The sequence below is a fragment of the Insolitispirillum peregrinum genome, from assembly GCF_900156605.1.
Lineage (GTDB): Bacteria > Pseudomonadota > Alphaproteobacteria > Rhodospirillales > Rhodospirillaceae > Insolitispirillum > Insolitispirillum peregrinum.
In genome coordinates this window covers 511,843-525,718 of the sequence record NZ_FTOA01000003.1, presented here as the reverse complement: position 1 = coordinate 525,718, position 13,876 = coordinate 511,843, and the positions used below count along the sequence as shown (strand labels likewise).

The following is a 13,876-nucleotide window of genomic DNA, read 5'->3' as shown; positions in this document are numbered from 1 at the left end:
GACAGCATCTGTCCTCCGCTTAGGCTGAAAAGCAGCCGTTCGCAAAGACTTTGGATAGGCAGAGGTCGGATCATGGTGTATCACAGCCCCGTTTCTTCCCTGACGGACAGTGCATCCAGCGCCGATGTCCTGCCCCTGTCCTTCGCGGCCTCCCCGGTCAGCCAGCCCAGCAAAGTGATGATGCGCAAGACCCTTAAAAACCCCATTTCCTGCTCCGGGATCGGCCTGCACTGCGGGCAAAAGGTTTCGATGACCCTGAACCCGGCCAGTGCGGGAACCGGCGTGGTGTTTCGGCGGACTGATCCTGCCGGACAGGGTGCGGTGATCCCCGCCGACTGGTCGCGGGCGCGCATTTCCCAGTTGTGCACCACCCTTGCCGACGAGGCGACCGGCGCAACGGTCGGGACGGTCGAACACCTGCTGGCCGCGCTGGCCGCGATGGGGATCGACGACATCCTGATCGACATCAACGGCCCGGAAGTCCCGGCGATGGACGGTTCTTCGGCTCCGTTCGTGTTCCTGATCGAATGTGCCGGTACCGTGACCCTTGACGCCCCGCGTCAGGCATGGAAAGTGCTGAAGCCGGTGGTGGTCGAGCACAACGGCAGCCGCGCCTCGCTGATCCCCGGCAAGGGTCTGGTGGTTGATTTTGAAATCGACTTTGCCGCCGAAGCCATTGGACGTCAGTCCTGCACCATCGTCGTCACCCCGGCCAGCTTCAAGGACAGTGTGATGCGTGCCCGGACCTTTGGTCTGGTCGATGACCTGCCGAAGATGCGGGCTCTGGGCCTGGGGCTGGGGGGATCGCTGGACAATGCGGTGGTGGTCAACGGCGCTGAAATCCTCAACGAAGGCGGCCTGCGCTACCCCGACGAATTCGTCCGTCACAAGGCTCTGGATGCCATCGGCGACCTGTCGCTGGCGGGCCTGCCGATCATCGGTCACTACAGCGGATACAAGTCGAGCCATGCCCTGAACGGGGCTCTGGTGCAGGCGCTGCTGAATGACCCCACGGCGGTTGCCCGCATCGACCTGACCGAAGATGATGCCACCGCCGGTCATCAGTTCGCCGAGCTGCTGCGGGTTTCCGCCTGAGCAGGCGAGCGTCCCCGCTTACGACGATATACTTCTTTCCAGCGACAAAACCGCTTCCCGACTGTCCCGGGAAGCGGTTTTTCGTTGCGAAACAAGGGCCGGATAGGGGACAGTGAAGAAGGAAGAATGAGGTAAGCCAATGGTTATAAGGTGTTCCGACTTCATACTTCTGTACTGTGGCCCATCAAGCCGGGCTCGGATACTGTTAGATAAACGCCGTTTGGCAGGGTATACCCCCCCTGCTGGCATCTTTGGTCCAGGACGCCAACAGATCGAAGGCATCCAAAGATCCAGAGCCCACAAGGTCCGGGCGGAAAGGCCGGTTGCCTGCTGAAGTCGGCATCCAGGGTTCGCTCAATGCTCTGGACCGGTGTGCGTTACATGTGACGCAGGCACACTGGTCTGACTCTTTGGTTTGTCGCAGTGGTTGTGCGCAAAACCGGAACCACTTTTGCGCTCACTGCTCCAGGAGGGGGTGTAAGCGATGACTGCGCAGCAGGCCACACTGCAAGCCGCCGACCGGCAGGCATTGTTTGTGGTTCAGTCGATTCATGACGTCGCCAAGTCCGTTGATCGCCGCCGCGATCAATATCGGCATAGTTCCGATGAGGACGAGCGCCGAATTCTGCGCAATCACATCATGGGGGATCTGGAACGGCTGTCCAATCTGGTGACATTGCTGGAATCCATTCCCGAACACGAGCTGCACCCTTCGACTTTCAGGTCGTTGCAGGACTGCCTCGGGCACCTGCGCGGGCGGGTTTCGGCCATTGGGGCCAACATGACCCTCGACAAAATCCGTGAATTGCGCTCCCAGGCCGAATTTTCCGCTGGCCGCCGGGAACATCCGGTGGGAAAGTCGTTCCTGCTGAAAGAAAGTTTTTTGCGCTATGTTAACCAGTTGCGCAGTCTGGTCAGCGGCCTGACGCCGGAAAATGCCGAAGACCTGATGACGTCGGCGATCAGTATCAACAACCTGATCGAAAATGACCTGCAACGGGCACCGCTGGATTCCTTTTTCAACGATCCTCCGCTGACCCCCATCGACCTCGGCCAACTGACCTTTCCTCCGCTCGCCGATGATTTGCCACACAACGCCCTCTTTTAGGGTGGGGTTGTGCGCCGTTTTGCCTTATACCAAATCCCCGATATGGTATCGGCAGGCAGAGGCACAGAATGCGCATCCTTTATGCCACTCACGGTCATAGCAGCTACATCCCCCCCCTTCCCTTGTCAGCCGAACAGGTAATCATCGGGCCGAATTACCCCGATGCCGACACCCCGGACGGGCGCCCGCTGTCGCGCCGGACCGGACAGGAATTTGACATGCGCCTGGTGCTGCGCACCTTGCCGGCCGATTTTGTCCCCGACCTGTTTGTGGCGCTGGTCGATGCATGGTTTGGCTCCGTGCCCCGCCATGTGGACAGCCTGCCCTGTCCGACGGTCTTGCTGATTGCCGATACCCACCACGGGGCAGCCCCGGTTACCGATCTGCTGCGTTATGCCCGTGAAGAGCGCTACCACCGTCTGTCGGTCACCCACGACCCCCATCATCTGCACTGGTTTGCCAAGGCCGGCCTGGAACCGGTTGCCTGCCACCTGAACCTGAATGTGCGTGACTTCGGGGTTCCCTTTGCCGAGCAGCGGCAGCCGCACATCGTCTTTGTCGGCCAGACCAGCTCCCAGCACAGCCGCCGGGGCCGGTTGTTGCAGCTGCTGATCGAGCAGGGATTACCGGTCAGCGCCGGAGCCGATGCCACCCACAACGCGGCCAAACGCTATGCCAAAGCCCAGCTGACCTTTAATTGCAGCCTGAACGGCGACCTGAACATGCGGGTGTTCGAAGCCCTGTCTGCCGGTGCCTGCCTGCTGACCGACCGGCTGGCACTGGCCAGCGGGCTGGATCAGCACTTTACCGATGGCCAGCACCTGATTACCTATGACGATGATCAGGATTTGCTCGACAAGGCACGCTATTACCTTGCCCGCCCGGATGACTGCCTTGCCATCGCCCGCGCCGGGCATGAACGCTATCAAAGCCTGTTTTCGGAATCCCGCCGTCGCCAGACATTTCTGGACTATGCGCTGGGAGACGCTCAACAGGCGCAGCAGTGCGCACAGGCTGCCCAGCAGCATGACCCGCGCAGCAATGAACGCTGCGACCCCGACACGCTGGAATTCCGCGCGGCGACCTATCAGACCATTCAGGAACTACAACGGCTCGAGTTGATCCGCGAGGTAACGTTCAGCGAACGCATCCCGCAACAGCAGCGCGCTGACTTTAGCGACCTTAACACGGTCCGGCTGTCGACCAACGCCAGTGATCCATCCCGCACCGCCCTGATTGCCACCGTTGCCGACCTGACCGAGATGGCCGCCAGCCGGACGCCCTGCCCTGCGCGGTTTCTGGTCCTTGCCAACGCCACCATGGACAGCCTGATCCCGCTCGGCATGGCGATGATGAGCCTTCGACTTCAGGATGCCAACCCGACCATCCAGCGTGATCCGTCCAGGCCCGGCTGGCGGGGTCGGGGCGGCTGGCTGTTTACCGCACCGGTTGCGGTTGATGCGGGGTAACACAGGCGGATGGCGCATCACGGTCCTCCCTGGCTGTGGACGCTGCCCGACGCCCTGCGTCCGGTAACGGCAGACACCCTGTGGCAACAGGTTGACCACCTGCTGACGGCCCTCCATCTGCAAAGCCGGATTGCGCCGTTTGTGGCCGAAAGCACTCTGGCCGGACCATACAGCAGCCTGCGGGGCACCATTGCCCTGCGCTGGCTGCCGCTGTTTGTCGCCACGGCCAGCACCATCGCCCTGCTGCTCTGTCTGTGGCGGCTGCTGGGGCTTCCGGCCATCGGCGGTGCGGCGCTGGTCTTCGCAGCCCTGGGGCTGGCCGTTGTCCTGTACCAGCACGTCCACCGTTCACTGCGCATTCACGCCACGCCGCAGGGCGTCACCCTGCACTGGCGAACCGCTTTTCTGTGCGGCAGGCAGCTTGACTGCCCGCTGGATGACTATCTGGGGATCGCCCGCTGGAGCGGCTCGGTCCAGCGGCACCTGCCGCTTTACAGCTGGACGCACCGCTGGTGGATGGTGGTGCTGGTCCATCGCCATGACCCGTCGCTCAGCGTTCCGCTGGCCGTCGCCCGCCAGTCCGCCGGGCTGCCGCATGTTCAGCATCAGGCCGCCGACCTGCTCGGGTTGCCGGTTTTGCTCGAACGCCCCGGCGGCCAGAGCTGGCAGCGGCAGCCCGCGCACACCGCCGAACTTGGTCTTCTGCAATCCCTCGGGCTGTCCCTGCCGCTGGCCCCGGTGCAACACCGCTTTCCCGCGATCCCCCTTCGCTCGGGATGGGGGGACATCCGGGATCGCTGGCTGATCCTGCTGTTCGCCTTGCCGGTCGGGGCCTTTTGGGGCGGCCCCCTCGGGCTGCTGGTGGCGGCTCTGCTGCCGATGACAGTCTGGGCACTGCATTGGCGTTACTGGCACAAACAGGATGGCTGGACCTGCGATGGTCAAACCCTCACCCTGACCATCGGCTCACTGCTGTGGCGGGACAAAACGGTTGCCATCCCGCTGGAACATATTCTGGCCATCCGTCCCGTCCCCGGCGTCATCCATCCGCCCACGGTCGAAATCGAAACCGCACGGCAAATCTGGTCCCTGCGCACCGGCACGGCCTCGCGCGGTGAGATCCAGAAAGCCATTGCCGACCTGATCACTCCGACAAAAGTCGTATGGCAACAACCGTCCCTTGCCTGATATCCCCCGGTACCGCATTGTGCGAAACGTGGGCTCCGGTTTTCGCAAGGACAATGCAGCAAAACCAGATCCTGAGGCTCGCAATAAACGGCCCGAAACAACAAAAGCCGGATAGCACAGAAACAGGGAGAGTACGTCGTGCCTCACGCTACGGAGGGTATCCGCACGGCCTTGTCGCTGTCCGATGATGCCGAGCAGATTGCAGCCGACCTGTACGCCAGCCTGTTTCAGGAAGACCTGCGGGTGGTCATCCTGTTCAGCCGGGCCGATATCGACCTGCCCCGGCTGGCCGATGCCCTGACCCGCCTGTTTGGCCCCTCGGTCCCGATCATCGGCTGCACCACCGCCGGGGAAATCACCACTGCGGGCTATCTGAGCGGCGCGGTGACCGGCGTCAGTCTGGGCGGGCCGAATTTTGTGGTGTCCGCGGTCCCGATCGGCGAACTGAAATCCTTTACCGTCAACCGTGGGCAGGATGTGGTCCGCCGGGCGGTTCAGGATATCGCCCGGCAAGACCCGGCCCTGAGCCGTCAGCGGATGTTTGCCTTCACCCTGATTGATGGCCTGTGTGGCTGCGAAGAAGCGGTGGTCAGCTCGTTGCATGCCGCGCTGGGGGAAATCCCGCTGTTTGGCGGCTCGGCGGGGGATAATTTGCGGTTCCAGCAAACGCACGTCTTGTATGAGGGAACCTTTCATCACGATCTGGGGCTGATGGTCCTGATCGCAACCCGGCTGCCATTCCGGGTGTTCAAGACCGAGCATTTCATTGCCGGAGAGCAGAAAATGGTAGTGACCGATGCCGATCCCATTTCGCGGGTGGTGCGGGAAATCAATGCCGAACCGGCGGCGCAGGAATATGCCCGCGCCATCGGCATGGACGGCATTCCGCTGACGCCGATGGTATTTGCCACCCACCCGGTGGTGGTGCGGGTCGGCGGGCAGAACTTTGTCCGCTCGATTCAAAAGGTCAACAGCGACGAAAGCCTGACCTTTTTCTGCGCCATTGACGAGGGCATCGTGCTGACCGTCGCCAAGGGAGTCGATCTGGCGGAGAACCTCGAGCAACTGTTCACCCGATTGCGCCGCGACATTGGTGCGCCCCGGCTGATTCTGGGCTTTGACTGCATTTTCCGCTCGCTGGAAATGAACGAAAACGGCCTGAAGCCACTGATCAGCAAAATGATGCAGGACAACCATGTAATCGGCTTTGCCACCTATGGCGAGCAGTACCACGCCATGCATGTCAACCAGACCTTTACCGGCGTCGCCATCGGCGATGCCTCCCACCTTGCCCGCCCTACCTGCGCTGAGGAGCCGGCATGATCTCCCCCGCCCCGTCCTCCCCTCCGCTGCCGGAAACCGCCGACCAGACCATCGCCCGGCTGGAGCGGGAAAATGCCAAGCTGCGCAAGATCAACAAGGTTCTGATGAACCGGGTCGAACGCAGCATGGATTTTCAGGGCAACGCCTTTTCCCTGTTCCAGACCGCCATCGTGCTGGAAAGCAAGGTCCGTGAGCGCACCGGAGAACTGCAACAGGCGCTGGCCGATCTGGAGGCCACCAACCACGCCCTGCATCTGGCCAAGGAAGAAGAAGAACAGGCCAAAAAGCTGCTCAGTGAAGCCATTGAAAGCATCAACGAAGGCTTTGTGCTGTGCGATGCCCACGACCGGCTGGCCCTGACCAACAGCAAATACCGCGAGCTGCTGCCCGGCATGGAACAATGGATGGTTCCCGGCACACCGTTCGTCGAACTGGTTCGGCGGGCGATGCGGGCCGGGATCATTGCCGACCCCGACAACGGGCCGGAAAGCTGGTTGCAGCGGCGGATGGCCAGCCACAGCCTGCCCGGCGAGCCGTTCGTTATCCAGTTCCGCAACGGCCAGTGGGTGCAGGTCAGCGAACGCCGCACCCGTGATGGCGGCATCGTCAGCCTGTACACCGACATCACCGAAATCAAGCTGAGCGAACGGCGGCGGCGGGAACGCGAGCTGGCGCAAAAGTCCATCCTGCTGCAAGCCACCCTCGACAACCTGTCGCAAGGGGTGGCGGTGTTTGATTCCACCAACCGGCTGGTGACCTGGAACCAGCCGTTCCTGCACATGCTGGGGGTGCCGGGCACTCTGGCCTGGGCTGGAACATCGCTGCGGCAATTCCTGATTCTGGCCGCCATGCAGGCCCAGTTCCGGGTGGACTCCCTTGGCACACTGCGGTTGCAGGATGATGACCACCGCCCGCTGGGGGCTCCGGCCTGTCTGGAATATACCACCGGCGATGGCCGCATTCTGGAAATCCGCCGCAACCACATGCCGGATGGTGGCTTCATCACCACCTACACCGACATCACCGAGCGCAAACAGTCCGAAGAAGCCCTGCGCGACAGCGAACGGCGGATGCGCCTTGTAACCGACGCCATTCCGGCGCTGATCGCCTACGTTGACAAGGAGTGCATCTATCGTTTCACCAACCGGGTGTACGAGGAATGGTTCCGTCGTCCGCTGGACGAAATCAACGGCCGCCCGATGCGCGACGTGCTGGGAGCCGAGCTGTACGACCTGCGGGCCAACTATGTCGAGCTGGCGCTGGCCGGGGAAGGCTCGGTGTTCGAGATGACCATGCCAATGGGACAGGCGGGCGTGCAGTATGCGCTGGCCACCTATGTCCCCCACATTGCCGCCGACGGCAGCGTGCCGGGCTTTTTCGCCCTGATCCAGGACATCACCGAGCGACGCAAGGCCGACGAGCAACTGCGCGAGGCCAAGGAAAGCCTTGAACGACGGGTCGAAGAACGCACCGCCGAACTGAGCACCGCCAACCTCGAACTGGCCGCCGCCAAGGGCGAGGCAGACCTCGCCAACGTCTCGAAAACCCGCTTCCTTGCCGCCGCCAGCCACGACCTGTTGCAACCGCTGAACGCAGCCCGGGTGTTCATTGCCGCCCTGTCCGAACGTCGTCTGGCCCCGCGCAATGCCAGTCTGGTGAAAAGCTCGCTGGCGGCGCTGGACTCGGTGGATGAACTGCTGACCGCCCTGCTCGATATCTCGAAGCTCGATGCGGGCGTGCTGACCGTCGAAGAAAAGGACTTCGGGCTGGCCAGCCTGATGGACTCGATGATCAATGAACATCTGATGCTGGCCCGCAGCCGAGGGCTTGATTTGCGCTCGGTTCCCTGCTCGTTGACCGTTCACAGTGACCCGCGCCTGCTGGCCCGCATCCTGCGCAATTTCATCAGCAACGCCCTGCGCTACACCCAGAGCGGGCGGATTGTCGTTGGCTGCCGCCGTCTGGGCAATACCGTCATGCTGGGCGTCTGGGACACCGGCCACGGCATCGCCGAAGACAAGCTTGACGAGATTTTCGAGGAATTTCGCCGCCTCAATACCCCGTCAGACCGGGCGGAAAAGGGCATGGGGCTGGGGCTGGCGATCGTCAAGCGCATCGCCCGCATGCTCGGCCATCCGCTGGTGGTGAAATCAACCCCCGGCAAGGGCAGCCTGTTCGGGATCGTCCTTCCCACCACCCACGCCACCCCCCTGCCGCCACCGCCGCCGGTGCCAGCCTGTGGGCAAAATGCTTCGTTGCAGGGCGCACGCATTCTGGTGGTCGAAAACGAAATCGCCATTCAGGACGCCATGCGCGCCCTGCTGGAAGGCTGGGGCTGTACGGTCCTCGCCGCCCTGTGCGAAGCCGATGCGGTGGCGGTCGTCCGCCTGCACGGAACCCCCGATGCCATTCTGGCCGACTATCATCTGGATGATGATGCCGTCGGGCTGGATGCCATTGTCGCCGTCCAGCAGGCGTGCGACCACCCTATCCCGGCGGTGGTGATCACCGCCAATCACTCGCCTGATTTGCTGGCAGAAATCCGCGAGGTCGGCTATCACTTGCTGAACAAGCCGCTTCGTCCGGCTCGCCTGCGCAGCCTGCTGGCGCACATGCTGGGACAAAGGGGCGGCACGGATTGAGCAAAAGGCGGAACGGTGCGTCTTCTTCATACCTCCGACTGGCATCTGGGTCAGGACTTCCACGGCTTCCCGCGTGAGGCAGAGCATGCCGCCTTTCTCGACTGGCTGGCCGACACACTGGTCAGTCAGCAGGTCGATGCCCTGATCGTCGCCGGTGACATCTACGACAGCCAGAACCCGCCGATCAGCGCCCAGCGCCAACTGTACCAGTTCATCGCCACCGTCCGGCAGCGGCTGCCCCGGCTGGATATCGTGCTGATCGGCGGCAACCATGACTCTGCCGGTCGTCTGGAAGCCCCCGGCCCGCTACTGGATGCCTTTGGGGTGCGAGTGGTCGGCAGCCTGCGCCGCACCGCCGACGGGCAACTGGATGCCGATGCGGTGGCGGTGCCGCTGCATAATGCCGATGGCACCGTCCGGGCGTGGTGCGCCGCTGTCCCGTTCCTGCGACAAGCCGATTTGCCGCCCTGCCCGCCGCCACAGGACGACAGCGACGACAGCCCCGATCCGCTGATCTGGGGCGTGCGACAGGTCTATGCCGACCTGTGCGCCGCCGTTGCCGCCCGCTGCACCGCCGATCAGGCGTTGATTGCCACCGGCCATTGCTACATGACCGGCAGCGAGCTGTCGGAGCTGTCCGAACGGCGCATTCTGGGCGGCAATCAGCACGCCCTGCCGGTCGATATTTTCCCGTCCTCGGTCAGCTATGCCGCCCTCGGCCATCTGCACAAGGCCCAGCGGGTCGGCGGCCGAGAGACGGTGCGCTATTCCGGCTCGCCGTTTCCGCTGTCGGTCAGCGAGCGGGCCTATCGTCATCAGGTGGTGCTGGTTGACCTGCACGGCCCGCAGAATGTCACCATCACCCCCCTGCCGGTTCCGCGTCCGGTTGACATCCTGCGCATCCCGGCCCAAGGCACCGCCCCGGTGGAACAGGTGATTGCCGCCATCCGTGCCCTGCCCCATGACAAGGAGCAAACCCCCGTCCTGCCGCGCGGCCTGTGGCCCTATCTGCATCTGGCGGTCAGCGCCAGCGGCCCGCAACCCGGCCTGCGCCGCGACGTCGAAGAGGCCCTCAGCGGCAAGGCGGTCCGGCTGGCGCGCATCGACAAGGTCGGCGAAGCCTCCGATACCGCCATCACTCCCGACAGCCTGCCCGATCTCGAACAGGTTCACCCGGAAGAGGTTTTTGCCCAGCGCTATCGCCAGAAATTTCAGAACGATCCTCCCACCGCCTATCTGGAGGCATTCCGCAGCATTCTGGAACAGGTTGAGCACGGCGGAGAGCCCGCATGAAAATCCTTGCCCTGCGCATTCGCAACCTGACCAGTCTGGCGGGGGAAATCAGCATCGACTTCGAGGCCGAGCCGCTGGCCCACGCCGGTCTGTTTGCCATCACCGGCCCGACCGGGGCCGGGAAAAGCACCCTGCTTGATGCCCTCTGTCTGGCGCTGTATGACGAGATGCCGCGCCTGCCGTCGGGGGCGGATGTCCGTTCGGCACTGCGCCATGGCACCGGCGAAGGCTTTGCCGAAGTCGAGTTCCGCGGGCGGGACGGCGGTCGCTATTGCGCCAGCTGGAAGGTTCGGCGGGCCAGAAACAAGCCGAACGGCGCGTTACAAGCACAAGAACTCTCGCTCACCGACCTGTCCAGCGGCACCGTCATTGCTGGCCGCAAGCGGGAAACCCTGCACGCCATTCAGGACAAGGTTGGACTTGATTATCAGCAGTTCCGCCGCTCGGTCCTGCTGGCACAAAACGACTTTGACGCCTTTTTGCGCGCCAAGCCGGACGAGCGCGCCAGCCTGCTGGAGCTGATGACCGGCACCCGCATCTATGGGGAAATTTCCAAAGCCACCTTTGAGCGCAACAAGGAAGAAGACATTCGCCTGACCACCCTGCGCGCCGAACTGGACCGCATCAACGCGCTGGATGATGACAGCCGGGCTGCGGTGGAGCAGGAGCTGGAGCAGCACAGCGGGCAGCTTCAGCAGTTGAGTGAAGCGGTCGAAGGGTTGCAGCGGGAAAGCCAGTGGTATCAGACCGCCCGCGATCTGGCCGAGCGGTTGCAGCAGGCCGAACAGGCACTGGTCACGGTCCAGCAACAGCAGCAGCTCGGCCAGCCGGAACGCGACCGCATCGCCGCCTGTCATCGCGCCTTGCCGCTGATCCCGCAGGTGCAGGAGGTCGAGCGCCGTCAGGCCGACAGCCGCCGCCTGCAGGATGACATCACCACCACCCGCACCGCCCACCAGCAGGCCGAACAGGCCCGCCAACAGGCGGAAACGGCATGGCAGCAGGCCCGCGAGCAGGCCAGCACCGCCACCGAATCCTTGCGGCTGGCCCAGCCGGTGCTGGAGCAGGCCAGTGTGCTGGACAGCCGCCTGAGTGATAGCCGCCACCGTCTGCAGCAGGCCATGCAGGCCGCCGCCGCCAGTGCCAGCGTGCTGATGCAACGCCACGAAGACCGGCAGGCGGTGCTGGCCCGGCGGGCTGAATGCGCCGATGATCTGGCCCGCCAGCGTGACTGGCTGGACCGGCACCACGGCCACCGTCTGCTGGCCGAACAGGCCGACCGCTGGCTGGACGAGCTGACCCGCTACAGCGCCGCCCATGACCAGCATCAGAAAGCGGAACAGGCCGAGGCCGAAGCCCTCAGCCGCTTGCACCAGCAGCAGCAGGAGCAAGCGGCCAGTGCAGACCGCCTGCAGGCTGCCGAAACCGCCGTGCGCGAGGAACAGCAGGCGGTCCAGCGGCTGGAACACCAGTTGGCCAGCCTCAACCGCCCGCAACTGGAACGGCAACGGGAGCATCTGGAGCAAACCACCCGCCTGCTGGATCAGCTCGCGGCACTGTTGGCGGCGACGGCGGCGCGGGCAGAGCAGGATGACAAATTGGCCCGGCGCGAACAGGCCCACACCGCCGAGGGTCACGCTGCCCGCCAGCAGGAACAGGACTGCACACAGACCCTTGGCAGGCTGGTCAGCCAGCTCCAGACCGCCGAACAGACCCTCCGCCGCGCCGAAGCCGCCGCCAGCGAGCAGGCCGACATCCTGCGCCAGCACCTGCACCCCGGCGAGCCGTGCCCGGTCTGCGGCGCCCGCGAGCACGCCACCGAGCAGATTCAGGCCGCCCTGCTGCCGGTGCTGGCCCCCCTGCGCGAACAGGTCGCCCACCAGCGCCAACAGCAGCAAGAGCTGATCCAGCAACAGGCCAGCGCCCGCGCCGCCCATGTCGCCGCCGATCAGCAATTGGCGGTGGTGCAGGCCGACCGGCGTGCCCTGCGCCACGAGCAGGAACAGGCCTCGGCCCAATGGCTTGAGCTGCGGCAACAGGCGGCCCCCCTGCTGCCCGCGCCGTTGCCCGCCGCGCTGTCACCGTCCTGTGATCTGTCCGCACCACAGCAGGCCAGCCAACAGGCACGGAGCGCGCTGGAGGCTGACTGGCAAAGCCTGCTGCGCTACGAAGCTGATCTACAGGCCAGCCGCCAGCGCCTGAGCACGCTTCAGGGGCATGAGCATGAGGTGCGACAGCAGCATGCCGGGATCGGACAGACGGTGATCAGCCTGCAGGCTGCGCTTGAGGCCAGCCGCCAGAACCGCCAGCAGACGGCAGAGGTCATGGCGGCCAGCCAGCAGAAACTGGCCGCCCCCTGCGCCGTCCTGCCCGGTTGGGACGATGATCTTGCCGCCCCGCAACGACTGGCCGAGCGCATCCGGCAGATCGCCGGGCAATGGCACAGTACCGTCACCGCGCGGGATACCGCCATCGAGACGCTGGCAGCACTGGATTTGTCCTGCGAACGGGCCGAGGGCGACCACAAGGCCGCACAGGCCAGCGACGCCCAGCAGCGCCAGCGGGTGGAGCAGGAACAGCAAGCCCTCCATGCCCTGCAGCAGGAACGCGCGCCGCTGTTCGAGGGCCGTCCGACCAGCGAGGTCCGGCAGGCTATGGAAGGTGCTCAGGCCAGCAGTCAGCAGCGGATGGAACAGGCACAACAAACCCTGTCTGACAGCCGGGATGCGCTGGCCGCCCTGTCTGCCCGCCTCAGCACACTGGAAACCGCCTGCCAGCAGGCCGCCGCCGATCTGACCCATGCCACCGAACAGTGCGACCGGTTGCTGAACGCCGCCGCCCTGACGCTGGCCGACATTGAGGCCGCCCACAGCGCCCGCGACAGCGGCTGGCTGGCTGCCGCCGAACAGCGGCAGCAAGACCTGCGCGATCAGGAAACCCGCACCCGCACGCTCCACGATGAACGACTGCGCGAACAGGCCGCCCATCTGGCAAGCGGCGCGCCGACGATCAGCGCCGAAGAGTTGCAGGTCTTGCTGCCCCAGCGGCAAAGCGAACGCGATCAGGCCCAAAACCAGCTTGGCCTGCTGCGCCAACGGCTGGCCGATGATGACCGCAACCGCGCCGCCAGCGCCGAAATCCGCCAGCGGATCGGTGAACAGCAACAGTGCGCCGACCTGTGGAAGGCCATGGCCGATCTGATCGGCTCGGCGGATGGCAAGAAGTTCCGCATGTTTGCCCAAGGGCTGACGCTCGACCGGCTGTTGCTGCTCGCCAACCACCATCTGGCCGACCTGACCCCGCGCTATCTGTTGCAGCGGGCCAGTGGCGACGGGCTGGATCTGGACGTGATCGACCGCGACATGGCCGACGACGTGCGCGCCGTCGCCAACCTGTCCGGCGGAGAGCGGTTTCTGGTGTCGCTGGCGCTGGCCTTGGGATTGGCCAGCATGACCGGCGCTCACAGCCTGACCGAAAGCCTGTTCATTGATGAAGGGTTCGGGGCGCTGGATGCCGAAAGTCTGGACATTGCCATCGCCGCCCTTGAAACCCTGCAAGCCTCGGGCCGCAAGGTCGGGATCATTTCGCACGTTCAGGCAATGATCGACCGCATCGGGGTGCAGGTGCGCATCAGCAAGCAGGGCGGAGGCCGCAGCATGGTCGAGGTGCAGAGGGCATAACCACCGCTCTCCTCACTTCTGTGCAGGGCGCGTATTTTGCTTGCCAAGCCGTTTTCCAGTCGCTATAAAGCGCCCCAC

At 64.3% G+C, this 13,876-nt stretch carries 8 protein-coding genes; all 8 read left to right on the top strand.

The window, feature by feature from the left end; translation table 11 throughout:
- The first annotated feature begins 72 nt into the window (after positions 1-72).
- The 8 genes from lpxC (at position 73) to BW995_RS10060 (ending at position 13,798) form a co-directional block, all read left to right on the top strand.
- Positions 73-1,095 (top strand): UDP-3-O-acyl-N-acetylglucosamine deacetylase, encoded by a 1,023-nt coding sequence (lpxC, locus tag BW995_RS10095; RefSeq protein WP_076400156.1) that lies wholly within the window; start codon positions 73-75, stop codon positions 1,093-1,095.
- A 484-nt stretch (positions 1,096-1,579) separates the two neighbouring features.
- Positions 1,580-2,203, top strand: coding sequence for a hypothetical protein (locus BW995_RS10090; protein WP_076400154.1), 624 nt, complete (start codon positions 1,580-1,582; stop codon positions 2,201-2,203).
- Between the two features lie 68 nt (positions 2,204-2,271).
- A complete protein-coding gene (locus tag BW995_RS10085) occupies positions 2,272-3,672 on the top strand; it encodes a glycosyltransferase (RefSeq protein ID WP_076400152.1) in 1,401 nt (466 codons plus the stop codon).
- Positions 3,673-3,681: 9 nt separating this feature from the next.
- Positions 3,682-4,860, top strand: coding sequence for a hypothetical protein (locus BW995_RS10080; protein ID WP_076400150.1), 1,179 nt, complete (start codon positions 3,682-3,684; stop codon positions 4,858-4,860).
- Positions 4,861-4,998: 138 nt separating this feature from the next.
- Positions 4,999-6,183 (top strand): nitric oxide-sensing protein NosP, encoded by a 1,185-nt coding sequence (nosP, locus tag BW995_RS10075; RefSeq protein ID WP_076400148.1) that lies wholly within the window; start codon positions 4,999-5,001, stop codon positions 6,181-6,183.
- On the top strand, positions 6,180-8,825 hold the full coding sequence (locus BW995_RS10070; protein WP_076400146.1) for a hybrid sensor histidine kinase/response regulator: 2,646 nt from the start codon (positions 6,180-6,182) through the stop codon (positions 8,823-8,825). The genes nosP and BW995_RS10070 overlap by 4 nt, the downstream gene beginning before the upstream one ends.
- A 15-nt stretch (positions 8,826-8,840) precedes the next feature.
- A complete protein-coding gene (locus BW995_RS10065) occupies positions 8,841-10,118 on the top strand; it encodes an exonuclease SbcCD subunit D (protein ID WP_076400144.1) in 1,278 nt (425 codons plus the stop codon).
- A complete protein-coding gene (locus BW995_RS10060) occupies positions 10,115-13,798 on the top strand; it encodes an AAA family ATPase (RefSeq protein ID WP_076400142.1) in 3,684 nt (1,227 codons plus the stop codon). The genes BW995_RS10065 and BW995_RS10060 overlap by 4 nt, the downstream gene beginning before the upstream one ends.
- Positions 13,799-13,876 lie beyond the last annotated feature (78 nt).